The 24,169-nt window shown below is 53.0% G+C and carries 20 protein-coding genes; 1 reads left to right on the plus strand and 19 read right to left on the minus strand.

Going from position 1 to position 24,169, the window contains the following annotated elements:
• The 5 genes from tnpA to tig form a co-directional block, all read right to left on the minus strand.
• On the minus strand, nt 1-347 hold a 347-nt coding region (tnpA, locus tag B5E62_RS14840; protein ID WP_087175305.1), incomplete at its 3' end, for an IS200/IS605-like element ISEnfa200 family transposase.
• A 247-nt stretch (nt 348-594) separates the two neighbouring features.
• Nucleotides 595-1,653: an alcohol dehydrogenase catalytic domain-containing protein gene (locus tag B5E62_RS14845; protein WP_330398148.1), complete on the minus strand. Its 1,059-nt coding sequence runs from the start codon at nt 1,651-1,653 to the stop codon at nt 595-597.
• 68 nt (nt 1,654-1,721) lie between these two features.
• Nucleotides 1,722-3,230 carry an FGGY-family carbohydrate kinase gene (locus B5E62_RS14850; RefSeq protein WP_087175307.1) on the minus strand — a complete coding sequence of 503 codons (1,509 nt, stop codon included), beginning with the start codon at nt 3,228-3,230 and terminating at the stop codon, nt 1,722-1,724.
• Between the two features lie 224 nt (nt 3,231-3,454).
• Nucleotides 3,455-3,634 (minus strand): hypothetical protein, encoded by a 180-nt coding sequence (locus B5E62_RS14855; RefSeq protein ID WP_087175308.1) that lies wholly within the window; start codon nt 3,632-3,634, stop codon nt 3,455-3,457.
• 169 nt (nt 3,635-3,803) lie between these two features.
• The gene (gene tig, locus B5E62_RS14860) at nt 3,804-4,847 is read right to left on the minus strand and encodes a trigger factor (RefSeq protein WP_087175309.1); all 1,044 of its coding nucleotides are present in this window, start codon (nt 4,845-4,847) and stop codon (nt 3,804-3,806) included.
• A 260-nt stretch (nt 4,848-5,107) separates the two neighbouring features.
• Between tig and B5E62_RS14865 the strand changes: the two genes are divergently transcribed.
• Nucleotides 5,108-5,893 (plus strand): Cof-type HAD-IIB family hydrolase, encoded by a 786-nt coding sequence (locus B5E62_RS14865; protein WP_087175310.1) that lies wholly within the window; start codon nt 5,108-5,110, stop codon nt 5,891-5,893.
• Between the two features lie 81 nt (nt 5,894-5,974).
• Here the strand turns inward: B5E62_RS14865 and B5E62_RS14870 are convergent, their stop codons facing one another.
• The 14 genes from B5E62_RS14870 to B5E62_RS14935 all read right to left on the minus strand — a co-directional run bounded on the left by B5E62_RS14870 (nt 5,975) and on the right by B5E62_RS14935 (nt 24,125).
• The gene (locus B5E62_RS14870; protein WP_087175311.1) at nt 5,975-7,576 is read right to left on the minus strand and encodes a xylulokinase; all 1,602 of its coding nucleotides are present in this window, start codon (nt 7,574-7,576) and stop codon (nt 5,975-5,977) included.
• A 158-nt stretch (nt 7,577-7,734) separates the two neighbouring features.
• Nucleotides 7,735-8,823 (minus strand): GntR family transcriptional regulator, encoded by a 1,089-nt coding sequence (locus B5E62_RS14875; RefSeq protein WP_087175312.1) that lies wholly within the window; start codon nt 8,821-8,823, stop codon nt 7,735-7,737.
• A 32-nt stretch (nt 8,824-8,855) separates the two neighbouring features.
• Complete coding sequence (gene arfA / locus B5E62_RS14880) at nt 8,856-10,370, minus strand: arabinosylfuranosidase ArfA (protein WP_087175313.1); 1,515 nt, start codon at nt 10,368-10,370, stop codon at nt 8,856-8,858.
• A complete protein-coding gene (locus B5E62_RS14885) occupies nt 10,349-11,041 on the minus strand; it encodes a YesL family protein (RefSeq protein ID WP_087175314.1) in 693 nt (230 codons plus the stop codon). Before B5E62_RS14885 ends, arfA begins: the two co-directional genes overlap by 22 nt.
• A gap of 22 nt (nt 11,042-11,063) precedes the next feature.
• The gene (locus B5E62_RS14890; protein WP_087175315.1) at nt 11,064-12,563 is read right to left on the minus strand and encodes an alpha-L-arabinofuranosidase C-terminal domain-containing protein; all 1,500 of its coding nucleotides are present in this window, start codon (nt 12,561-12,563) and stop codon (nt 11,064-11,066) included.
• Between the two features lie 18 nt (nt 12,564-12,581).
• On the minus strand, nt 12,582-13,553 hold the full coding sequence (locus tag B5E62_RS14895; RefSeq protein WP_087175316.1) for a glycoside hydrolase family 43 protein: 972 nt from the start codon (nt 13,551-13,553) through the stop codon (nt 12,582-12,584).
• A 3-nt stretch (nt 13,554-13,556) separates the two neighbouring features.
• Nucleotides 13,557-14,393 carry a carbohydrate ABC transporter permease gene (locus B5E62_RS14900; protein WP_206414329.1) on the minus strand — a complete coding sequence of 279 codons (837 nt, stop codon included), beginning with the start codon at nt 14,391-14,393 and terminating at the stop codon, nt 13,557-13,559.
• Between the two features lie 3 nt (nt 14,394-14,396).
• Entirely contained in the window at nt 14,397-15,302 is a 906-nt protein-coding gene (locus B5E62_RS14905; protein WP_087175318.1) for a carbohydrate ABC transporter permease, read from the minus strand.
• 100 nt (nt 15,303-15,402) lie between these two features.
• Nucleotides 15,403-16,779 carry an ABC transporter substrate-binding protein gene (locus B5E62_RS14910; RefSeq protein WP_242957973.1) on the minus strand — a complete coding sequence of 459 codons (1,377 nt, stop codon included), beginning with the start codon at nt 16,777-16,779 and terminating at the stop codon, nt 15,403-15,405.
• A 332-nt stretch (nt 16,780-17,111) separates the two neighbouring features.
• Complete coding sequence (locus B5E62_RS14915; RefSeq protein ID WP_087175319.1) at nt 17,112-17,807, minus strand: L-ribulose-5-phosphate 4-epimerase; 696 nt, start codon at nt 17,805-17,807, stop codon at nt 17,112-17,114.
• Nucleotides 17,808-17,828: 21 nt separating this feature from the next.
• Nucleotides 17,829-19,325: an L-arabinose isomerase gene (araA, locus tag B5E62_RS14920; protein WP_087175320.1), complete on the minus strand. Its 1,497-nt coding sequence runs from the start codon at nt 19,323-19,325 to the stop codon at nt 17,829-17,831.
• Between the two features lie 516 nt (nt 19,326-19,841).
• Nucleotides 19,842-21,107 carry a uracil permease gene (gene uraA / locus B5E62_RS14925; RefSeq protein WP_087175321.1) on the minus strand — a complete coding sequence of 422 codons (1,266 nt, stop codon included), beginning with the start codon at nt 21,105-21,107 and terminating at the stop codon, nt 19,842-19,844.
• A gap of 76 nt (nt 21,108-21,183) precedes the next feature.
• Complete coding sequence (locus tag B5E62_RS14930; protein ID WP_087175322.1) at nt 21,184-22,854, minus strand: acyl-CoA dehydratase activase; 1,671 nt, start codon at nt 22,852-22,854, stop codon at nt 21,184-21,186.
• Nucleotides 22,848-24,125: a 2-hydroxyacyl-CoA dehydratase family protein gene (locus B5E62_RS14935; RefSeq protein ID WP_087175323.1), complete on the minus strand. Its 1,278-nt coding sequence runs from the start codon at nt 24,123-24,125 to the stop codon at nt 22,848-22,850. The genes B5E62_RS14930 and B5E62_RS14935 overlap by 7 nt, the downstream gene beginning before the upstream one ends.
• Between the last annotated feature and the right edge of the window lie 44 nt (nt 24,126-24,169).

The following is a 24,169-nucleotide window of genomic DNA, read 5'->3' on the forward strand; positions in this document are numbered from 1 at the left end:
TTCCCTACCGTATCTACGTAGTATCCTCTGCACCAGAAATGTCGGTTCCCATATTTATATTTCAAATTGGCATGCCGCTCGAATATCATTAGTGTACTTTTCCCTTTCAGATACCCTACAAAATACGATACACTCATGCTTGGCGGAATTTCTACCAGCATATGGACGTGATCTGGACATATCTCTGCTTCTATAATTTTTACGCCTTTCCTCTTGCATAACATACTTAGGATATTGGCTATATCCTGTTTTATTTTTCCATATGCTACTTTTCTTCTATACTTCGGTGCAAAAACTATATGATACTTACAATTCCATCTGGTATGTGATAGACTATTACTATCCATATGGATACCTCCTTTGTTTTTAATGCGGTTGGCGAACCTGCATTAATTATAACATTGGAGGTTTTTCTGTAAGCTGAAGCATCCTTATCCACTTGCATAGCAAGTGGTTTTTTGGTTTTCTAACCCTCCGTTTTTCGGAACCCGAAAAACTCCGGGCCAGAAAACAGGCCCTTGGCCTAACAAAAAAAGGAGCTTCATCAACTCTCCTGTTTTTGGAGGTGATGAAGCTCTGTTTATACATTCTGCACTACTCAAACTTAAACGCCACTTTGAAATCTCCGTATTTTCCGGAAGCGTAGTCAAACGCCTTCTCCCACTCCTCGATCTTAAACATGCTGGACACAACTCCGTCCGTCTTCAGGTTGCCCTTCATCATGTTCTCGATCACAAAGGGATATGCGTAGGGGCTCAGGTGGGAGCCCAGGATATCCAGCTCCTTCCGGTCGCCGATGATGGACCAGTCAACGCTCGTCTCTGATCCGAACACGCTGAACTCCACAAATCGGCCCAGCTTCCGGGTGATGGTCAGTCCCTGGATCACGCTGGATGGATGCCCCGTAGCCTCAATATAGACGTCGCAGCCATAGTCTTCTGTCAGCGCCTTGATCTCCTTGTCCACGTCGCATTTGCCCGGATTGAATACCAGGTCAGCCCCGAATTCCTTCGCCTTTGCCAGACGCTCGTCCTTCATATCCAGCACGATCAGGAGCTTCGGATTTTTCATTCTGGCGTAGGTGATCATCCCAAGTCCCAGTGTTCCAGCTCCGGAGATGACAACCACGTCCTCGTTCGTGATGCTTCCGCGGTCCACGGCATGTTTGGAGCAGCCGTAGGGCTCAACGAGGAGGGCCTGCTCGATGGTCATGTCCTCGGGCACGCGGCTGATCACGCAGTTCTTGGGGTATCTCACATACTCGGCCATTCCGCCGTTGTTGTAAGACTGGAAGCCCAGCATGTCGTGGGGCTGGCACATCCAGTAGTGCCCATCCTTGCAGAAACGGCATTTTCCACAGGGAACGATCTGGTCTGCAATAATGCGGTCTCCCAGCTCATAGCCTTCTACATTCTCTCCGATCTCCACAATTCTCCCGAAAAACTCGTGGCCCGGGATAAAGGGCGGCTTTACCCATGCTGGCTGCACGTCGTCTCCCCAGAACATGGCCGCGCCGTGATTGCACTTCAGATCGCCGGCACAGATGCCGCAGGCCTCGGTCTTGATGATGATATCGTCCGGGCCGCACACCGGAGCGGGATATTCCGGTTCAAAGCGGTAATCATCCTTCGCGTACGCTACCAGTGCCTTCATTGTTTTCGGAGTACTTCCTCTGTGTGCCATAATTCTTTCCACCTTTCTCTTTTACTTTTTATATTTCTTTATACCTCGAACTGTCCCCAGACAGTATCAAGCGCTCTGCTGACAGCTCTGTATTTCTGATACTTTTTCTCATAGATCTCACGCATTTCCGGATTTGGCTCCACTCTTCCGGACACGTGCACCATATGCTCCGCCGCATCCCTGTAATCCCTGTACACGCCGGCTGCGATGGCCGCCGCCATGCCGCACCCGAGAGCTCCCAGCTCCTTTGCGTCCACAGTCTCTATCGGAAATCCGAGGACGTCCGCAAACATCTGCACCCACACCTCTGAATTGCAGGCGCCTCCTGCCATCCGGATCGCCTCGGGGGACTTTCTGGAGGACAGAAGCCTCTCTATGTGGGTCTTGTGGGAAAATACCACTCCCTCGTAGACAGCCCGCAGCATGTGCGCCTTATTGTGGTAGGTCGTCAGCCCCACAAAGGCTCCCTTCCCAAGGGGATGGGCGTTGGATCCGTAGAGGAAGGGAAGGAAATACACGTCGCACTCCTCCGGCTTCACAGAGGCTACCTTTTCATTTACAACGCTGTAGATATTTTCCCCCTCCGGTATGGGCTCATGGTCCATGCAGTTCTCAAGGAACCACTCCAGATTTCCCGAGGAAGTGGCGCTGCACTCCTCCACCAGGTAATAGCCCGGCATGGCGAACAGCGAGTTCATGGCAATGCTCCCGTCCATAACCGGCTTCTCTGCTATGTATTCGTTGATGCTCCATGTACCTGCAATGGTACACATTTTCTCGGGAGAAGTGATGTCCACCGCCACGGCACAGGCGTCAATGTCGAACATCCCGCCCGCCACCGGGGTACCGGCCGGAAGTCCTGTCAGCTTCGCCGCCTCCTCCGAGATAGTACCGCACAGATCATAGGAGTAGCGCAGCGGAGGCAGCATGTCATATGCCTCTCCTATCCCCAGCTTCTCCAGGATATCCCTGTCAAAGCTCGCGTCTCTTACATTCATAAGGCCGGAGCCGGAAATATCGGTCGCCTCACTGTACGCCTCTCCTGTCAGCCGGAAGCGTACATAGTCCTTCACGGAAAAGGCGTACCGGATATTGTCGTACACCGCCCTCTCATGATCCTTGAGCCATGCCAGAAGGGAAACCTGCTGACAGGCCATGAATTCCTGGCACAGCCGGTCGTGGACCTCGTCGTACACACCGCTCTCGTGCCACTTCTCCGGATATTTCCAGGCCCGGCTGTCTGTGGAAATAATGCCGTTATAGGCCGGCTTCCCGTCCTTTCCCCAGGGATACAGCCCCTTGCCGTGTCCGCACACAGCGATACCCAGGACATCCTTCCCGTCTATCCCTGCTTTTTCCAGGGCTCTTTTAATGCAGTCGCAGTTGGCCAGCCAGAGCTCTTCCATATCTCTCTCTGTGTAGCCTGATCTCGGGGTGATCATGCTGGTCTGCTTCCCCGCTGTCGCGATCTCTCTGCCCTGCAGGTCAAAGATAGCGGCCTTTGTAGAAGTCCCACCATTATCCAGACCCATTACATATTGTCCCATGCGGAAACACCTCCTCATTAAATTGTATATTCAATTACTCCGTTCTAGGTCTTATTATATAATTTTCAGTCAGATAAGGCAATGACATTTTTCTTCTTTCCTTACTTTTGTACCTGGTTTTTTACTGGAATTTTTTCCCGGAAAACACAATAAAGCCTTCGGAAAATTTATCTCTTCCGAAGGCTTTAAAGGCTCCTGTCCGCCGTTACATCCAGACCGCCTGTTTATCTTGCCGCATATGCGTTCTTCAGCTGCACGCTGCCCTGCTTACCTGTCTCTGCCCTGTAGCTTCTCTGGATTCCAGATGCCAGCGCCTCAACAATATTGTATAAGTCTCTTAAAATAATAAAGCATCCTGCTGCTACGAAAGCAATCGCCGCAATTGTTGCTAATATTGTCATCATACTTACCACCTCATAGATTGTTAATTTTTTGTTTATCTTGTTTCTGATAGTATGATAACACCTTGACTCACAAAGGTAAATAATGAAAAGCGCCAATTTTTCCGGTAAAACGGGGGATTTTATTGTTACTTTTTTATCAATCCCGTGGTTTTCACCAAAAAACGCCCTTCTATTCCTTCACCTGAATGCAGTTTTCCGCAGTCCAGGCTTTTACCTGATCCCTGAGAATATAGCTTCTGATGTTCTTCTCATCCACTTCCTCCTCCATCTGCTCCACATCGGTATAGGACATCTCCTCCGCCAGGTCTTCCTTGGCTTTCTCGTATTCCTCATCCGTCATGCTGATGTTCTCCTTCTCCGCAATGAGCTCTGCTGTCAGGTCCTCCTTCAGATTAGATCTGGCCGCCTCGGTCACCTGCTCCTCAAACTCCTCCTCGGTCACCTCCATACCTTCGAGGAAGTCCGCAAACTCCATCTCATAGTAGTCTGCGCCTGCCTGGTAATAGTCGTAAAAATGCTGCTTTTCTTCCTCCAGTCTGTCCTCCGGGTACTCGATCACCTCTGTGTTGTCAAGGACCTCCTGCCACACCGTGTCCTGGAGCTCAGACTGGATATACTCCTCATTATTTTTTTCCAGAAGCCTTCGGATTTCCTCCCTGTACTCGTCCACTGTCTCAGACTCCTGGGAGATGGTCTGCACAAATTCATCCGTCAGATCAGGCAGCTCCTTCTCCTTGATCCCCGTGAGAGTAATGCGGAAGGTCACATCCTTTCCCGCATAATTCTGATTGGTATAGCTGGCATCAAATGAATGCTGGAGTTCAAAAGTGTCACCGATACTGTGGCCCACAACAGCCTCCTCAAATTCCGCAAAAAAGGTGTTGGATCCCAGCTCCAGCTCGTACTCGCTGTTTCCTCCGTTCTCGATTTCCTGACCATCTGCCGAAGCCGTGTAGTCCAGGACAGCAATGTCTCCTTCCTGCGCCGGACGGTCTGTCACCTCCGTGACCTCGGCAAAGCCTTCCAGCACAGTCTGGATATTGTTCTCCACAGACTCGTCCGTAATATCCGGCAGGCCCTCTACAGCCGGGACCTCCACTCCCTTATATTTTGAAATTTTGATGTAATCATTGGACGCACTTCCCCCCGAGCAGGACGTAAGCCCTGCCGCGGCAGCCAGAAGCAGCGCCGCCATAGCATATCTTCTCTTCATGATTTCCGCACTCCGTTTCTGACCGGCACTATCCGGCCTTTTTTTCAAATATACGCCTATTATACCTCTTTTTTCTGAAAAATGCACCCCCGCCCCGGTGCTTTCACCAATTTTTCACACAAAGGCTCTAAATATTTCCCCTTCCCTATTTACCGGGATTATACTATAATAACCTGCGGAGCGGTCTCACAGCTGTTCCACACTGATCTTATCAGGTACCAGTCAATATAATCCGACACAAAAGCAAAGGAGCATAACCTATGATCAAATTGATCGCCAGTGACCTGGACGGCACGCTGCTGCAGAACGGGGCCCAGGAACTGGACCCTGTAATCTTTGACCAGATCCGCGCGCTCGCAGAGAACGGCATCCGCTTTGTGGCTGCCAGCGGGCGTCAGTACCCGAATCTGCGGCGTCTCTTCGCCCCTGTCCAGGATGACATTTCCTATATAGCCGAGAACGGCTCTCTGTGTATCCATGAAGGCAAAACTCTCTCAAGAGGACTGATCCCCAGGGAACTGGGGAACCGTATTGTGGACGCCATTCACCACTGCAGCGGATGTGAGTGCATCATCTCAGGCGAGGAGGTATGCTACAGCGATTCCCGGAATGAAGCCTTCCGGGATCATATGGTAAATGTAGTAAAAAACGACATGAGATTTGTAGACAGCATAAGCGAGATCCAGGAACCCTTCCTCAAGATCGCTGTCTGCAGCTTCGGCGGAACAAAGGATTGTCTCGCCTATTTTCAGGAGCTTTTTTCACAGGAGATCAAGGTGGTGACCTCCGGAAATATCTGGGTGGACTTCATTGCTCCGGGCGCCAGCAAGGGAAATGCTCTCCAGACACTCCTGGACCACCTCCACATTGCCCCGGAGGACTGCGCAGCCTTCGGAGACCAGTACAACGACGTTGAGATGCTGCAGCTTGCCGGGACAAGCTACGCCATGTCAAACGCGGCGCCGGGCATCTCCTTCTACTCCACCTATGTGACAGACTCCGTGCCCGAGGTGCTGGATGACATCATCTCCTCCGTGGGGCTCTGACGTCCACAGACAATAATTTCCCCCGGCAGCCCCTTTCGTTCTGCCGGGGGAAAATTCTCTCCAGGTCCTCTTCCCTGCAGTTTACCTCATCTTCCTGATGGCCTCCTGCTCAATGGAAAGTCCGTTCTTAAATCTCTCGATAAATTTTTCAAAGCCCGCCACATCGCCAGCGTCCGGCTCCATCCTCACACCCTCGTTGCCTGCAAATACCTTGTCAGCCAGATAGGACTCCAGGGTTTCATCCTCTTCCCGAAGCACCTCGTAGGCAGCCAGCAGGGCAATGCCCCAGGCGCCTCCCTCTCCTGCCGTCTCCATAACAGACACAGGCGCCTGCATGGCTGCTGCCATGATCCTCTGACCCACACCCGGCGTCTTGAAAAGGCCGCCATGTCCCAGGATCTTGTCAATCTGGATCTTCTCCTCCTTCACAAGGATATCCATACCGATCTTCAGAGCTCCCAGCGCAGCATAGAGATGCGTGCGCATGAAGTTTGCCAGGTTGAATCTGCTCTCCGGCGTGCGCACAAAGACAGGCCGTCCCTCGTCCACAGGAATGATATTCTCCCCGGAATAGTAGCCGTACGAGAGAAGTCCGCCGCAGTCCGGATCTCCCTCCAGGGCCTTATTATACAGTGTTCCAAAAAGCTGATCCATATCCGGCTTCATACCCATAGCCTCCGAGAACTCCCGGAAAAGAGACACCCAGGCATTCAGATCGGACGTACAGTTGTTGGCATGCGCCATGGCCACAAGGCTGCCGCTGGGGGTGGTGACCATATCAATCTCCGTGTGTACCTTTGAGAGCTCCTTCTCCAACACGATCATGGCAAACACGGAGGTTCCCGCAGAAACATTTCCTGTCCGAACAGCCACACTGTTGGTAGCTGCCATACCTGTTCCCGCGTCTCCTTCAGGCGGGCACACAGGAATGCCGGCCTCCAGCGCTCCTGAAGGATCCAGCCGCTTAGCCCCCTCCTCTGTCAGAACACCCGCGTCCTCGCCGGCGGTCAGCACCCTGGGCATGATCTGGCGCAGCTTCCAGGGATAGCCCTTATCCTTTACAAGCTCATCGAACTTTTCGATCATTCCGCTGTCAAAATCCTTATCCTGGATATTGATGGGAAACATGCCTGAAGCATCTCCGATACCCAGTACCCTCTGTCCGGTAAGCTGCCAGTGGATGTAGCCCGACAGCGTCGTAAAGTAAGCCACATCCTTTACATGCTCCTCTCCGTTCAGAATAGCCTGGTACAGATGAGCAATGCTCCAGCGCTGGGGAATATTGTACTGGAACAGCTTTGTCAGCTCGTCTGCCGCCTGTCCGGTGATGGTATTTCTCCAGGTCCGGAAGGGCACCAGAAGCTGGTCCTGGCTGTCAAAGGCCATATATCCGTGCATCATGGCGCTGAAACCGATGGCAGCCAGCTTTTTCACCTCCGCGCCATACTTTTCCTTTACATCGCGGACCATATCCTGGTAGCTGCCCTGAAGTCCCTTCCAGATATCCTCCAGGGAGTAGGTCCATATATGACCGTCCAGCTTATTTTCCCAGTCATAGCTTCCTGACGCTATCGGCACATGATCTTCATCGATCAGCACGGTCTTGATCCTGGTCGAGCCCAGTTCAATCCCCGCAATCGCTTTTCCAGCTTCAATTGTCTGCTTTACAGCATCCGCACTCATCTTGTTATCCTCCTTTTATTGTATTTCTCTCATTACAATCATTATATGGACAGGCTCACTTTTCTGTCAACACTGCCTGTCCTCTGTTTTCTCTCATAGGACCAAAAAACAGAAATCTCCGGAATGTGGCCATCCCGGAGATGTATCAGCTCGATCTGTCACTCCATATACGCTCTCACAGAGCTGCGCTCCACCACGGACGCCTTCAGCTCATAGGCCTCCTCCACATCCCCCTGCGCGATCATCTTCATCACAACCTCGGCGCTGAGCTTCCCCAGCCTCTGAAGAGGATTGTGCACAGTGGTGAGAGGAACAGGAAGATCCTTTGACATGTCCGCATCGTCGATCCCCATAATGGACAGCTCCTCCGGGACACGGATGCCGCTTTCCAGACATATGCTCATCAGCTCTCCGGCCACTGTATCGTTGTAGCACAGACAGGCAGTCACCTCTCTCATACGCCTGAGATACCGGTTTCTTTCGTCCTTCATCTGCTCCACATCGCCAGTAGTGATCCAGAGTACATTTTCTTCCTCAATCTCGATCCCGGCTTCCATCAGGGCTTCGATATATCCCAGGTATCTGCGATGTCCCTGCCCATCGTCCGCCTTAAAAATAGCTCCGATCCTTCTGTGCCCCTTTTCGATCAGGAATTTTGTCGCCTGCCTGCCGGCCTGCTTATCATTCATGGAGACATGTGGCACCTTCAGATCCGGATAGTAGGAGTTCAGAAGAACGATAGGTATATCCTGACTGATCAGATCCCTGTACAAATGTATATTGGGGTTCGGCAGAGCGCTCCTTGTGGGCTCGATGATCAGCCCGCTCACCATGTTCTCCCCCACCAGCTTGGAGAGGATCTTCCTCTCCATCTCAACAGAGTTGTGGGTGGAGGCGACCTGCATGGAATAATCCTCCTCAAAAACCGCCTTCTCTATGGACTTGATGATCTTAGGAAAGATATACTCGTCAATATAGGTTGTCACGATGGCGATCTGCCTGCTGTGGACACTCCGGTCACCGTAGCTCCTGGGACCGCTGATATAGGTTCCGCTCCCCCTCTTCCGGATCACCAGGTGGTCAAATTCCAGGCAGGAAATAGCGTGCCTTACCGTCTGACGGCTGACGGAAAATATCTGCATCAGTTCATTTTCAGAATATATCTTCTCTCCGGGACTCAGCTCCCGCCTGTCTATCTGCTGCTTGATCCAGTCACAGATTTCTATATATTTTGGCTTTTGCTCCATACTCTCCTGTCCCGTCCACCTTCCATTTCATCTTATTTTCCCAGACGGATCACATTCCAGGAAGCCTTATGCAGTGTACTGGTCATAATGCCTCCGTCCAGAGCTGACTGCTGTACGGACTTTGGATATACATTCTCCTTTCCCGCCGCGTTCACGAGCTTCATGTCACTGTTCTCCAGCACGATGTGTTCAAGGAGCCTGTAGCCTCCCATTCCACGCACATCCGTAACCATTTCAACATCTTCATTAATATTACGATTAACTGCAAAAATAGTCAACTCTTCTTTTTCCTCGTTGTAGACGGCAATGCTCTCAACATCTGTCACGTTCTCATGCTGTGCCGTATCGTGCACGCCTGTGCTGATGACAGGCTGAAGCACAACGCCGCGGCCGTATTTGGAGGCGTGCATAAAGGGATAGAAGATCGTCTGCTTCCAGGCCGGTCCGCCGTCCTTCTCTGTCATGATAGGAGCGATAACATTGACAAGCTGCGCCAGGCACGCCATCTTCACTCTGTCCGCATGCTTCATGAAGGTGATCAGCATCAGGCCTACCAGAAGCGCATCCTCAAAGGTATAGATATCCTCCAGAAGCGAGGGGGCTACCTGCCAGGGCTTGTTCTGTGTGATGTCCAGCTCCTCCGCCTTGGAATGGAACCACACGTTCCACTCGTCAAAGCTCAGATTGATGTCCTTCGTTCCCCGCTTTTTCGCCTTTACATAGTCGCAGGTGGCGATGACCGTCTTGATGAACTCCTCCATGTCGTTGGATTTAGCCAGAAAGTCTGCCGTGTCATTTGCCTCATTTCCATAATACTGGTGAAGGGAAACATAGTCCACGTAGTCGTAGGTGCGCTCCAGAGTGGTGGCCTCCCACTGGGGGAATGTAGGCATCTCCCTGTTGGAGCTTCCGCAGGACACAAGCTCGATCGTAGGATCAATAAGCTTCATAGCCTTGGCCGTCTCCTCAGCCAAGCGGCCGTACTCCTCCATGGTCTTGTGGCCCAGCTGCCAGGAGCCGTCCATCTCGTTTCCAAGGCACCACACCTTGATGTTGTGGGGCTCCTTCACGCCGTGAGCGATACGCATGTCGCTGTACTTTGTTCCGCCGGGATGGTTGCAGTACTCCAGAAGATTGCAGGCATCTGCAATGCCTCTTGTCCCCAGATTGACCGCCATCATGACCTCAGAATTAACCTTCTTTGCCCATTTTGCGAACTCGTTGATGCCCACCTCGTTCTTCTCCAGGCTGCGCCATGCAAGCTCCAGCCTGGCCGGTCTCTGATCCACAGGACCCACGCTGTCCTCCCACACAAAGCTGGAGACAAAGTTGCCGCCCGGATACCGGATGATGGGCACATCCAGCTCCTTCACAAGGTCAATGACATCTTTGCGAAATCCGTCCTCATCGGACAGCGGATTCCCCGGCTGATACAGGCCGTCATAGACAGCTCTCCCAAGATGCTCAATAAAAGAACCGTAGATCCTCTTGTCAACTTCCGCAATTTTAAAATCCTTGTCGATGATCATTTTTGTCTGTTTTGCCATGTCAGAAATCCTCCTCTGTTCTTCTTATTATAATGTGCAAAATCATAGTCCTCTGTCTTTGGATAGTAGTTGCTGAAGATCCTGCTGAACAGCTTCGATTCAAAGTATGCCAGAATGGAAACCGTAAACAGAAGGACCGGCAGCAGGCCTCTTATAAAAGCCTCAAGGGAGGCAAATGCCAGCAGCATCGGGACGCTGTGTATGGCGAGGATAACAACCGTGGAGGGAAGATGCCGGATCGCCATGAGCAGGGCATACTTCATGATATTGAGCACTGAATTGTCAAACCTTGCAAGCACCGGGAACACATACACCGCTGTCAGTATCAGGAACACGCCCACCACGATGACCACGATAGCCGTCACGGAGGCCAGCGCCTGACTGCCGATCCCCCCCATCACAAGGAAGTCACCGACAAGGACCGCCCCGATCACAAGGATGATCATCCAGATGATGGTGGCCTGCTTAAAATTCTCCTTAAAGGTCCGAAGGAACTCCCTCCACACGTAAGACTCCCTGTTCTCCGCCATCTTCAGTGTATTGTAGTACAGTGCCGTGGTCGCCGCTCCGATCGTAATAACGGGGATACAGCATACCAGGTATAGAACATTCAATATGAACATATCTCCCAGCTTTGCCAGGAAACTCATGATCCTGCTGTCCGGATTCATTCTTCTCCTCCTGTCTGTCAGTCTATTTTACGCCGATCTGGATGACACCCACGCTGTGGGGCTTCACGCTCACCTTCATGCCGGGAGTGTACACACCCAGATCCTCCCGCTGGATGCGGACCTCTTCCCTGTCCACATCGTTGTAGCTCTCTGTGCTGCTGCCCGCGATGTAGTACAGGACAGCCACGCCCTCCGCCTCCAGGTCAAGGGTGACCTCTTGCGCTTCGCCGGGATGCTTGTTCACGACGGCCAGAGCAGCTCCCTCTCTGTCGGAGAACTCTGTGGCCAGCACATCTATAAGCTCTGTGGTCTCCGTCTGTCCGGAGGCGGAATTTCTTGCCTCCATGGACTTCATCCCCTCGCTCCAGGCATCCAGGATCACATCTCCCAGGTAATTTACGTACAGATCAAACACGTGATAGGTACTTCGCAGTACAATTCCCTCTTTATAAGTATAAATGCATCCCCGGGTGTTGACAATAGGGGCAAAGTTTGCCATGCCCACAATGTCACAGTTCCGGTTGCACTCATTGAGGAAGCAGGCAGAAAATACCGCGTCCGCCATGGTGTACTTGCTGTTGTCATCATTCAGGTCTCTCGGGTAGAGATAGTCCTCCTTAGTCACGCCCTGGCTGACTGTGTGCGCCTTGGGATGACACCAGCCCCGCAGGTTCCACTCGTCAAAGGCGATCTTTATCTTCTTCTCAAGCCCCATGGCCTCCAGAAGCCCCCTCACCTGTCTGATGGAGTCCCCCGTGTGGTTGGTAAAGGCCATGACCGTCTCATAATCCGCCAGATCATTGTGCTCATGGACATCATCCCAGTAGCGGTGGATGGAGATCCAGTCCAGGAACTGACCGCTCATCCTCAGCAGATTGATATTCCAGTCAAGATCTGTGAGAGCAGCCGCTGTCAGCTCCGTCTCCGGGTCCACGTGCTTGATCATCTTGGAGGCCTCCGCCACAAGGCGCCCCCACTCCTGCGCGGACTTGGCACCGATCTCCCAGGCACCGTAGTTCTCATTGCCCACGCTCCAGTATTTTACCCTGTGGGGCTTCTCATAGCCGTTGGCGATGCGCCACCTTGCGTACTGCCCCTCGTTTTCCAGGTTGCAGTACTCCACCCAGTCGCTCATCTCCTCCGCGGTCCCGGTTCCCGCATTTGTGCAGATATAGGGCTCACAGCCAAGCTTCCGGCACATATTCACATACTCGTCGGTGCCGAAGGTGTTCGGGTCCTCCACCCGCCAGGCTTTGTCAAAAAAGGGCGTCCGTTTTTCTCCCACCGCGTCCTTCCAGTGGTAGGAGGAGACGAAGCAGCCGCCGGGCCACCGCAGCACCGGCACCCTGATATGCCTCATGGCGTCCAGCACGTCGGTCCGCAGTCCGTCCTCGTCGGAGAGGGGATTTCCCGGGTCATAGATGCCGCCGTAGATCTGCCTGTGGAAATGCTCGATAAAATGCCCGTATATCATGGGATTTCTCTGTCCCAGCCTTCTCTTCCTGTTGACGTGCAGTATCATGCGCAGCCCTCCTGTCGATTAATCATAATTGAATACAGGCCTCTTTACTCCGTCCTCTCCCCTGTTCCATTTTACCCGCATCAGCATAGCGTGCCGGTTCGGATTGTAGAGAGGATTGCCCGTGATCTCCTTCTCTGTTCTTGCGTGATACACCATAATATCCGTCCTGTCCTCCGCCTTTGTGAAGCAGTTGTGCCCGGGACCGTAGATCCCCTTCTCCTCGTCCGTCGCAAGAACAGGATATCTGCTCTTCCTCCAGGACAGCGGATCAAGGAGATCCGACTCCTCGTCAGCCTCCAGCATGCCCACGCAGTAGCAGGCACCGGTCTCGCTGGCCGAGTAGGTGAGGAAGAGCTTCCCCTCCCCGTTTTTCAGGACAAAGGGGCCCTCGTTGACCCAGAAGCCCACTCTCTCCCAGTCGTAGTCGGGCGTTGTCAGGAGCACCTGGGCTGTAGCCAGCTTACAGGGAGATTCCATTTTGGCAATATACAGATTGGAAATCTGCTTTCCAACACTCACCTTTTCCGCCCACACATAGTAATGTTCACCTTTATTTTCAAAAACCGTGGCATCCAGGGAAAAGGCCTCAAAGGAGAACTCGTCGTCATCTGACCGCTGCATCTTCCCTTTTTCTGTCCAGGTCCCGGTGATGGGATCTGCGTCCCCGCACTCCAAGACATAGGGGCGGATCCTCCACACGTCCTCCTTCTCTCCCCCCGCATAGTACACGTACCATTTCCCGTCCAGATAATGAAGCTCAGGGGCCCAGATGTGCTCGCTCATGGGACCGCTCTCATGCTTTGTCCAGATGGTGTGCTCCTCCGCCTCCGGGAGCGCCGCCAGGCTGTCAGCCCGGCGCAGCACGATCCGGTCATAGGCCGGCACCGACGCCGTAAAATAGTACATGCCGTCTGTGTGTCTGTATACGTATGGATCCGCTCTCTGGGGGATCCATACGCTGTTGTATGTAAGCTCTCGATTCGTACTCATAGGCTAGCCCTTTACACCGCCGGCAGTCATACCTTCGATAAAGTAGGACTGGAAGCAGATAAACAGGATCAGGATCGGCACAATGGCAAAGCAGGAGCCGGCGATCAGGATATCGTAGTTGTTGCCGTACGGGGACATCAGGCTCTGCAGGCCGACAGGAAGCGTGATCTTTGTCTGTGAACGGACAACGATCATAGGCCACAGGAAATTGTTCCAGCTTGACATGCCCTGGTAGATGCCCATAGCCGCAAAGGATGGCTTCATCAGCGGAACCATGATCCGGGCGAAAATACCATACTCGGTACAGCCGTCCACACGGGCCGCATCCAGGAAATCCTTCGGAATGCCCGACAGGTATTGTCGGAAGAAAAAGATCAGCATCGGGACGACAACATAGGGCAGGATAATTCCCCACATGCTGTCCATGATCCCCAGCTTGATCACCAGCTGGTACAGAGGAAGTATGATCACCTCTGTCGGGATCATCATGACAACCAGCACGCATGCAAACAGTGCATTTTTAAATTTGAAATTGTACATGGCAAAGCCATAGCCTACGCACGCGCTGAGGAACAGGGCAAGCACCACCTGGACCACTGTGATCACAAGACTGTTCTTATACCATGTAAAGTAGTTGTTCTGGCCGCTGAAAAGAAGCTGGTAATTATCCAGGTTTGCCGTCGCCCAGTTGACATCAAAGTTCAGGCCATACCGCATCAGATCCGAGCCCGGGCGGAAGGATGACACGAACAAAAGCAGCAGCGGCAGAATGGTAATAAGAGCTACAATAACAAAAAATATAATGAGGAGAACAGACAAAACTGTATTTTTCTTTTTCATGATCTAGTCTCCTTTCTTGCTGAATGTACCGTTCAGGATAAGCTGTATCACATTGAGGATCAGCACAATGATCAGCAGCACGACGCCGATAGCGGATCCCAGACCGATATTGTTCTGGGTCAGTCCCATACGGTACAGGTATCCCACCACTGTAAGTCCCACGTTGTTCGGCGAGTTGTTTCCGTTAAACAACAGATACGACTCGGTGAACATGGCCATGCCTCCGAATATGGAAATAGTGAGCACATAGACCGTGGTAGGCTTCAGGAGGGGCAGAGTGATATAGCGGAACTTCTGGATGGAGCTGGCCCCGTCAATATCCGCCGACTCGTAGAGATCTCCCGGGATCTGCTGCAGACCGGACAGATAGTACATCATGTTAACACCGGTCCACCTCCACAGACACAGAAGAAGCAGGGCGATCCACACCGGAACTGTTCTTCTCAGCCATACCATAGGCTCCATACCAAAGAAGGAGATCACCTGGTTCATGAAGGATCCTTCCAGCTCACCAAACATCAGTCGGAAAATGACACCCGCCACAACGACTGAAGTAAGGGCCGGGATGAACATGATGCTTCTGAAAAATCCCTTTGCCTTCATAGCCTTGCTGTTCAGCATGGTAGCCAGGAACATGGGGATCGGAATCATCAGGGCACAGCTCAGGATCATATATAAGATACTGTTCTTCAAAGCTTTATAGAAAACCGGATTCAGAAGCGTCTGGTAGTTCTTAAGCCCCACCCACTCATTTCCGCCGCCGGAAACCTTCTGAAAGCTCATCACGATCGTGTCCACGATAGGATACGCAAAGAAGATGAGGAATGTCAGAACAAAGGGAAGAACAAATACATACGGCGCCGCTTTCTGGGAATAAAGAAATTTCCTGAAAACACTTTTCTTTTCCATATAGTTGACTCCTTTCAAGCATCTGCACTTTCTAAAAGAAAAGGCGTATTAGAACAATACGCCAATACGCCTTTTCCTCCTCTAAACTCTCATTCAGTCTCTATTCATCATACACAATGGTCGATTGTTCTGACTCGAGCAGCTCCATAGCATCCTGATCTGTCGACAATTCAAATGCATTCGCATAGGTCGTGGATACCAGAACGTTGTAGGTTGCTGAGTAGGAACCGGAGATATTCGGAGCTGTCAGCCCTTCTGTTCCGTTCTTTACAAGGATATCAAACGGATTGGTCTGGAAGTAGCTGAGGAACTTGTTGTCCTGGTTCTCTGTAATGGAAGTATCTGTCCACAGAGAGGAGCGGATCGGGTCAAATCCAAGCTCTTCCCACTCGTAGCGGTTTCCTTCCTCTGACAGCTTAGCAAATGCCAGGAATTCCTTTGCGAGGTCCTCATGCTCTGTAAACTTCAGAACAGATGTACCTGTACCGCCCTGGAGAACCTCACGTGTATCACCCTCGTTCCATACAGGGATCTCATAGATCGCCATCTTGCCGTTCAGGTCCGGGCAGTAGTCTGTGAAACGTCCCATGTACCACAGAGGCATTGCGATAGAAGCAACTCCGCCGTCGTTCAGATGGCCATACCACTCTTCTGTGTGGAAGCCGCCACCGGGAGCGATCTCGCAGATGCCGGCATCGATCATCTTTCTGATGAAATCGATAACGTCCGCATGATCCTGTGTCGCAATATTGGGCTGTCCGTCTTCATCCACATACTGTGCGCCCTTCTCAAGCATCATCAGCTGCGGAAGGAAGAGGTCTGCTGTCTCAACTGCACACATCGGTTTACCTGTCTTCTCAAGAACTGTAAGTCCGGCATTGTAGTAATCATCCCATGTAACGATGGTAGAGGGATCAACACCGGCCTCGTTCATGATGTCCATATTGTAGTAGCATACGGAAGCTCCCAGATGGAAGTCGATGCCGTACCAGTTGTCCTCCTGGTCGCCGTACATCTCGATACGGGACATAACAACATCGTTCTGATAAGGCTCAACCACATCATTCAGAGGAAGAAGATAGTCATCCTTCAGGAAGGAGCCATAGTAGCCGATCTCGATATCAGCAATATCCGGCGTTCCCTCGCCTGCCTGACATGCAACCAGAAGCTTCTGCTGAACGGAGTGAGACTCTCCTGTAGTAACTGTCAGGTTGATCGGGTTGTCCGGGTTCTCCTCATTCCACTTATCTGCCATCTCTGTCCAGAATCCTACGTGCAGCTCCTGGAATGTCCAGAGGGAAAGCTCTGTACCTCCGTCTACAAAGGTGTTCGTGCCCTGAGTCTCTCCGTCGCTGGATGAAGTGTCTTCCGCACTTCCGCTGTCTGAGCTTCCGGAATCACTGCTGCCTCCGCAGCCTGCCAGCATTGTCGCAACCATTGCAACACATAAAAGACTGCTCACAAGTTTTCTTTTCATATACATCCTCCTTTTTTGTGAATTTTAGACAATTTTTCTCTTTAATTGCCCTTTGTTATATTCATTTTACCCTCCCCCCGGTGTCTTGGCAATACTGAATAAATCACAAATGTACATATACGTTTTTGTATAAAATTACTATTTATACGTATAAATTTCGCCAATTTTGCCGTTTATTTGAAAGTTGTATGGTTAAAATTTAGTATTTCAGCAGCATGTTTTCAGTAATTATTCCGGCTATTTTCAGGAACAAAAAAAGCCCCTGCAAAAGCAGTCAACTGCTTCCGCAAGGGTCTACATACAACTTCTGCTTTTATATTGCTTCAGCCGTACTACTTCTGTCCATAGTAGGCGTTCGCTCCGTGCTTCCGGTAGTAGTGCTTGTCCTGCAGCTCCTGGGGAGCCGGCCCGTTCTCAGGGTTGATCATCTCGCACCGGGCCGCCATCTTGGCAACCTCCTCCAGTACCACCGCGTTGTGCACCGCCTCGTGGGCGTCCTTCCCCCAGGTAAAGGGACCATGGTTCTTACACAGCACCGCCGGAACCGCAATGTAATCCTTTCCCCTCTTCTCAAATTCATCCGCAATGAGAACGCCCGTGTTCTTCTCGTAGGCCTCCTCGATCTCCTCCTTTGTCAGGTTGCGTACGCAGGGCACCTCACCGTAGATGTAATCCGCATGGGTGGTGCCATAGCAGGGAATGTCCCTTCCCGCCTGAGCCCAGCTTGTAGCCCAGGGTGAGTGGGTATGCACGATGCCCCCGATATTCGGGAAGCGGTTGTACAGGACCACATGGGTGGCCGTGTCAGAGGAGGGATTGTACCTGCCCTCCACCTTGTTTCCATCCAGGTCCACCACGACCATATCATCGGGTGTCAGCTTGTCGTAGTCCACGCCGCTTGGCTTGATGACAAACAGTCCCTTCTCACGGTCAATACCACTCACATTGCCCCAGGTAAAGGTCACCAGCTCATATTTTGGCAGGAGCATATTGGCCTCATACACCTCTTTTTTCAGTTCCTCTAACATGCGTCTTCCTCCTCTTCTACACTATTTTCTGTACACCAGGGAATTCCATTTCAGCTCGTTCTGGAACTGGCGGATGGTCGTGTCCTTGTCGATATACACGGCCTCGATCCCCATATAGGCAGCCCAGTCGCCCATCTGCTCTGCGGTCAGGTCGTAGGAGAAGGCAGTGTGGTGTGCGCCGCCCGCCAGGATCCAGGCCTCTGATCCTGTCTGCAGATTGGGCTCCGGTGTCCAGAAAGCGGTTGCTACCGGAAGCTTGGGCATAGGCTTTTCCGTCTTCTTGCAGTTCACGCTGTTGATGATCAGGCGGAATCGGTCTCCCAGGTCGATCAGCGAGGTGGCGATAGCCGGTCCTGTCTTGGAGGTAAATACAAGCCTTGCCGGATCCTCCCTGTCTCCCATGGAGAGGGGCTGCACCTTGATGCCGATGGGCCCCTCGGCGATGGTGGGGCAAACCTCCAGCATGTGTGCCTCCAGAACTCCCTCTTTGCCGGGAACAAGGTTGTAGGTGTAATCCTCCATAAAGGAGGTTCCCTTAGCGTCCTTCATCCCCTGGGTCATGATCTTCATAAGGCGCACCATGGCCGCTGTCTTCCAGTCTCCCTCGCCGCCGAAGCCGTAGCCCTTTTCCATCAGGCGCTGAATGGCAAGTCCGGGAAGCTGCTTCAGCGATCCCAGGTCACCGAAGTGGGTCACGATAGCCTGGTAATCCTTCTCCCTGAGAAATCTCTCAAATCCGATCTCGATCCCCGCCTGCACCGCCACGTGCTCACGGAACTCCTTCTCGTCTCTTCCTTCCAGCAGAATGTCATATTTATCGTAGTACTCTTCCACCAGTGTGTCAATATCTGCCTTGGATACAGCCGCCACAGCCTCCGCGATCTCGTTCACCGGATAGGCGTCCACCTCCCAGCCGAACTGGATCTGGGCCTCCACCTTGTCGCCCTCTGTCACGGCCACGTTCCTCATGTTGTCCGCGATCCTCATGACGCGGATGTGGCTGCTCTCCAGCACGCCAACCGCCGTGCGCATCCAGGCTCCGATCCGCTTCTGGACATCTGCGTCCTCCCAGTAGCCCATGATCACCTTGCGCTCCATCCCAAGGCGGCTGAAAATGTGTCCGTACTCCCTGTCTCCGTGGGCCGCCTGGTTCTCGTTCATAAAGTCCATATCAATGGTGTCGTAGGGGATCTCCCTGTTAAACTGGGTGTGGAAGTGGAGCAGCGGCTTCCGGAACTCCTGGAGCCCCAGTATCCAGGATTTGGCCGGCGAGAACGTGTGCATCCAAGTGATGACGCCCGCACATGTGTCGTCCATGTTCGCCTCGTTGAACGTCCTTCTGATCAGCTCATTTGTGATGAGCGTCGGCTTCCACACAAGCTCGTAGGGGAGATTGCCCGATGCGTTCAGCACCTCCACCATTTTCCGGGAATGCTCTGCCACATGGGCCAGACACTCGTCTCCGTACAGATCCTGAGAGCCTGTGCAAAACCAGAACTTGTACTGTTTCTGTTCCATAAGTTGTACCCTCCTTGCTTTATAATTTGTCATTATAAGTACAATATATCTCACTTAATTTGTATTTACAACTACTTTTTTGTCATTCTCTATTTTGTTTTTTCCCGTCTGGCTTATACAGTATTTCCATAGCATGAACATATCCCGCTGATTTTTTGCAGGTTTGATTTACAATAATATATAGATCTGCATATTTTATTCTGTCGATAAGGATGCGGCATGCCGAAGGAAAGCGCACCTTTGTACGGCAGCACCGCCAGGCACTCCCCCCTCCGTACAGCAAGCACCAGGCTATTCTGGAAGAGATCATATTTTAAAACTGGAGAAATACAGAAGTGCAGGTGTCCGTGAATACTGGCCCTGGACTATAAAGTGAACCGGGTCAGCGTATACTGCTTCTCCGAAGACAGAGAGCCGGACACGCTGACACGGTTCACATTTGACGACCGGGTTCCGGTCCGCATTTTTGACGATTTAGAAATTGATATTTCCCGGATAAGGCAGACCCTGTAATCCTCAGTCCTCCCCGTCCTGGTCATTGGTCAGCTTCAGCCGGTCAAGGACGTAGAACACAAGGCTTAAAGCCATGCCGGTGATGCAGGCCAGCACCATGCCGGTGAGCTGGATATTTCCGATATTGACCGCAATGCCCGAAAGGCCGGTGACAAAGACCACGCTGGTCAGGGTCAGGTTCCTGGAGCGTCCATAATCCACTCTGGAGTCCACCAGGATGCGGATGCCGGATGCCCCGATCATGCCGTACAGAAGGAAGGAAATTCCCCCTATAACAGGCCCCGGTATGGTCTGGATCAGCATGGACAGCTTGCCCACAAAGGAGCAGATGATAGACAGCACGGCGGCTCCCGCGATGACCCGCACGCTGTACACTTTGGTCACTGCCATGACGCCGATGTTCTCCCCGTAGGTGGTGGTGGGCACGGACCCGATAAGACCGGAGATCATGGTGGACAGGTTGTCCCCCAGAAGGGAGCGGTGGAGTCCCGGATCGCGGAGCAGGTCCCTTCCCACGATCTTGCTGGTGACCACCTGGTGTCCGATGTGCTCCGAGGTGATGACAAGGAGCACCGGCAGGATGGTGACAATGGCCTCCACGCTGAATTTAGGCAGCATGAAATGGGGCAGGGCAAAGACAGACGCCTCTGCCACCGGGGCGAAATCCACGATGCCGCACAGGATGGCCGCCACGTACCCGGCGATCACGGCGATCAGGATGGGGATGACCGCGAGGAACTTTCGGAACAGGATATTGCCAAAGACAGCCACGCCCAGTGTGACCGCAAAGACAATGACATTCTTTGGATCAATGGTCTCATCCAGAAGTCCCGCATTGCTGGCCGCAGAGCTGGAGAGCTCCAGTCCTATGAGGGCCACCACAGGCCCCATGGCCGCCGGGGGCAGCACGATGTCGATCCAGTCACACCCGAACCTGTAGATGATAAAAGCCAGGATACAGCCGCAGAATCCGACCACCACAAAGCCGCCCAGGGCATACTCGTAGCCCATCTGGTCGATGATGATGCCGCCGGGAGCCAGAAAGGCAAAGCTGGAGCCCAGATAGGCCGGCGCCTTCCCCTTTGTGATGGCAATAAATAAAAGGGTACCCACTCCGTTCATGAACAGCACAATGGCCGGGCTGATGCCAAACATGAAGGGCACCAGCACAGAGGCGCCGAACATGGCGAACATGTGCTGGATGCTTAAGGGTACCAGTAATTTAAGGGGGACTTTGTCCTCCACCTGTATGATCTTTCTTCCTTCCATTCCTTTTCCTCCTCATTGTTCCAAGATGTGGTTATTATACCATTCTATCACTCAGAGGAAAAGGGGAACCTCCCGCTTACGCCTGCATTTTGTCCAGGGCGTAGAGGGCCGCTCCGGCGGCGCCCACGATCTCCGGCTCCGGGCAGATGTAAAGCCTGGACTGGATCTTCTCCTCCACCGCCCGGACCACGCCCGGGTTCTTGGCCACGCCGCCGGTCATCATAAAGGTCTCCTCCAGGCCCACTCTCTTCATAAGAGAGTAGGCTTTCCCCGCAATAGCGCGGCAGACGCCCCAGGCGATATCCGCTTTCTCCTTGTTGTTGGCGATCAGGGAGATGACCTCCGACTCGGCAAACACAGAGCACATGCTGGTGATCTCAATGTCCTCCGTGGACCGGAGGGCCTCAGGTCCCAGGTCGTCCACATCGACCTCCAGTGTGCGGGCGATCATCTCCAGGAAACGCCCGGTGCCGGCCGCGCACTTGTCGTTCATGACAAAGTCCGTCACCTCCCCGGCCTCGTTCAAATGGATGGCCTTGCTGTCCTGGCCGCCGATGTCCAGGATAGTGCGCACGCTGGGGTTGAAATAGTGGGCGCCCCGGCCGTGACAGCTGATCTCGGTCACATTCTCATCAGCGAAATCAATGCTGACCCGGCCGTATCCCGTGGACACGATCCAGGAGATGTCCTCCCTTTTAAGCCCTGCCTTCTCCAGTATCTCGCCCAAAATCCTCCGGGCGCTCTCGCCTGACTTGGCGCCTGTGCGCACCACCGATGACGCCACAATGTTTCTCTCCCCGTCCATGATCACCGCGTTGGTGGACGTGGAACCGCTGTCTATTCCCATTACATACATGTCTTTCTTCTCTCCTTTGGGGGCCGGACGCCTCTTTTCCTTTCCGGAATCCAGCGACTCCAGAAAAGCCTCGATCCTTGTCAGCACCTGGCCGTAGCTCTGTTTTGTATAGTCTGTCTCAAGCTGGAGCATGGGCGCGTCCAGCACCTTTTTCAGCCAGGCGTACTCGTAGGAGTAGTTGTCGCAGAACTGGACAGTATGGTAGATAATGCCGTCCACGCTCCGGGCATATTTCTCGATCAGCTCATCCCTTCCCGCTGCCGCCTCCATGCGCATGCAGGGGAACTGGCTTAAAAGCCCTCTCGTGTAGCCGGTCATCACCTGGTCCGGCTCCAGGAGGTATTTTCTCCGAAGTCCTGTGCAGGTGATATCAAAGGCCACATTCGCCCCCTTCTCCTCCAGGATACGGGCGATATTTTCATTGGCCCTGGCCCCCACGATACCGATATTGAGCGCATGTTCTTTCAGAGAGATGGCCTGCTCTTTCTGTCTGGTCTTTAAAAGCTCCGCCAGCTTCTCCTCCTCAAAATGTTTCCCTGAAAATGCCTCGTACGCCCGGATCATCTTCCATATCCGCTTCTCATAGAGCGTGACCCCGGCGTCCTTTGTGATCCTGGGGGTGTCCAGGATGTAGATAAATTTGTCCGGCAGCTCCTCTGTCAGCACATCGTAGAGCCTGCGGATGCTGTCGCAGCAGGTGGTCAGGATGACGCCCTCGTAGTCCCCCGCCAGCACATCCTCCAGCACGCCCTTGGCGAAGCTGCATATATTGGGGTGCATCTTCATGTCCGCCTGGGTGAAGTTGGTCACCTCCGGCTCGATCCGCTTCATCTCCACGCCCATAGACCGGAACACCTCTATAGGCGCGTATTTACAGATATATCCTAACATGCCTCTCTGCCTCCTGTCCCGATCATCTCCAGAAACGCCTCCAGCCTTGTCTTGATCTGGCCGTCGTGGCTGTTCCGCTTGTCTATGCCGTCCCCGTCAAGGATCAGCATGGGGATCCCCTTCTCCTGCATCTTCTCCTTCAGAAGGATGCTCCCGCCCGATGCCTGCTTGCAGCCCCAGTGACAGAAGTGGATGACCGCGTCAGGATGGAGTTCGTCCGCCAGCTGGCCGATCATCTCCGCCTTGTGGGCGTAGGAGCCGTTGTACAGGTTCCTGATGATCTTGCCCGCGAGGGCCTCAAAGGGGTGTTCCGCATCCAGCTCATCCATGTAGTCCAGGATGATGTCGCTGGCAATGATCTGATACTCCTGACTGCTGTTGAAATACTCCTTCAGGCTCTCCTGGTAAAAGGGCAGGAGGTGGATCCACAGGATCTTTTTCCCCTGGAACACCGGCCCTTTTTGTATCTCCTCGTTCATGAATCGCAGCAGCTCCAGGAACTCCTTCGTGCCGATGAGCAGATGCATGCCCATCATCATGTAGAGATGGCTGATCAGCTCTCCCGGATAATAGTAGATCTTCTGATAGCCAAAGAAACGCTTCAGTTCTTTCCTCGTCTCGTTCTCCGTGCGCAGGATGTCTTTCAGTTCCTCCTCGTCAAACCTGCGGCCTGTCCGGGACTCCAGCTCCCGGGCAAATTCCCGCAGCTGGTCCGCCAGGTATTGTACAGACTCCTCATCAGCGGCGTAGGGTACGTCCAGAAAGGTAAAGGGCACCTTTGCCTTCTTCTCCAGATAGCGGAAGGTATTCAGGTTGCCGTCGCAGGAGAGGGAGGTGGTCACCGCGTACTCGGGCCTTTGCACCACGCCGCTCTCCACGCCCCCCACAAAGGTCTTGTGGTAGGAGCACAGCGTGGGGGCGATGCCCATGTTCTGGGCGTAGTCGATAAAATAGTCCTCCAGGTGGTACCCGCTCATATAGCAGGAGAGACACTCGATGGACAGGGTGTTCAGGCCGAAGCACTGCATCAGCTCGCAGGGGGCGAAGATATTGCCCCACACGTAGCTTCCCTCCCTGCACAGCGAGTCCGCCACCAGGCTCATCATCATGGTCTCCAGCCGGTGGTAGCCCTCGGATATATTTTTGTTGGGGAGGAGCTTCATCCTCCACTTGTTGGCCTTAAAGCCGAGGAGGATCTTGTCCCAGCTCTTCTCCGGGCGCCGGATGGCCTCCCCCCTTACGTGTTCAATGTATTTATCTACGATCTGCATGTCTTTCTCACCTCGTCTGTTTCGCCGCTGTCCGCCGCAGGCCT

It is taken from the genome of Lachnoclostridium sp. An118 (assembly GCF_002160985.1).
Classification (GTDB): Bacteria; Bacillota; Clostridia; order Lachnospirales; family Lachnospiraceae; genus Claveliimonas; species Claveliimonas stercoravium.

Bases quoted from the DNA above. Each gene is read 5' to 3' on its own strand.
- tig (WP_087175309.1), bottom strand. From the start codon at position 4,847: ATGAAGAGAAGATATGCTATGGCGGCGCTGCTTCTGGCTGCCGCGGCA.
- B5E62_RS14855 (WP_087175308.1), bottom strand. From the start codon at position 3,634: ATGATGACAATATTAGCAACAATTGCGGCGATTGCTTTCGTAGCAGCA.
- B5E62_RS14890 (WP_087175315.1), bottom strand. From the start codon at position 12,563: ATGATACTGCACGTCAACAGGAAGAGAAGGCTGGGACAGAGAAATCCC.
- araA (WP_087175320.1), bottom strand. From the start codon at position 19,325: ATGGAACAGAAACAGTACAAGTTCTGGTTTTGCACAGGCTCTCAGGAT.
- B5E62_RS14845 (WP_330398148.1), bottom strand. From the start codon at position 1,653: ATGAAGGCACTGGTAGCGTACGCGAAGGATGATTACCGCTTTGAACCG.
- B5E62_RS14885 (WP_087175314.1), bottom strand. From the start codon at position 11,041: ATGAATCCGGACAGCAGGATCATGAGTTTCCTGGCAAAGCTGGGAGAT.
- B5E62_RS14875 (WP_087175312.1), bottom strand. From the start codon at position 8,823: ATGGAGCAAAAGCCAAAATATATAGAAATCTGTGACTGGATCAAGCAG.
- B5E62_RS14895 (WP_087175316.1), bottom strand. From the start codon at position 13,553: ATGAGTACGAATCGAGAGCTTACATACAACAGCGTATGGATCCCCCAG.
- B5E62_RS14915 (WP_087175319.1), bottom strand. From the start codon at position 17,807: ATGTTAGAGGAACTGAAAAAAGAGGTGTATGAGGCCAATATGCTCCTG.
- B5E62_RS14900 (WP_206414329.1), bottom strand. From the start codon at position 14,393: ATGAAAAAGAAAAATACAGTTTTGTCTGTTCTCCTCATTATATTTTTT.
- uraA (WP_087175321.1), bottom strand. From the start codon at position 21,107: ATGGAAGGAAGAAAGATCATACAGGTGGAGGACAAAGTCCCCCTTAAA.
- B5E62_RS14935 (WP_087175323.1), bottom strand. From the start codon at position 24,125: ATGCAGATCGTAGATAAATACATTGAACACGTAAGGGGGGAGGCCATC.
- B5E62_RS14905 (WP_087175318.1), bottom strand. From the start codon at position 15,302: ATGGAAAAGAAAAGTGTTTTCAGGAAATTTCTTTATTCCCAGAAAGCG.
- B5E62_RS14870 (WP_087175311.1), bottom strand. From the start codon at position 7,576: ATGAGTGCGGATGCTGTAAAGCAGACAATTGAAGCTGGAAAAGCGATT.
- B5E62_RS14930 (WP_087175322.1), bottom strand. From the start codon at position 22,854: ATGTTAGGATATATCTGTAAATACGCGCCTATAGAGGTGTTCCGGTCT.
- B5E62_RS14850 (WP_087175307.1), bottom strand. From the start codon at position 3,230: ATGGGACAATATGTAATGGGTCTGGATAATGGTGGGACTTCTACAAAG.
- B5E62_RS14865 (WP_087175310.1), top strand. From the start codon at position 5,108: ATGATCAAATTGATCGCCAGTGACCTGGACGGCACGCTGCTGCAGAAC.
- arfA (WP_087175313.1), bottom strand. From the start codon at position 10,370: ATGGCAAAACAGACAAAAATGATCATCGACAAGGATTTTAAAATTGCG.
- B5E62_RS14910 (WP_242957973.1), bottom strand. From the start codon at position 16,779: ATGAAAAGAAAACTTGTGAGCAGTCTTTTATGTGTTGCAATGGTTGCG.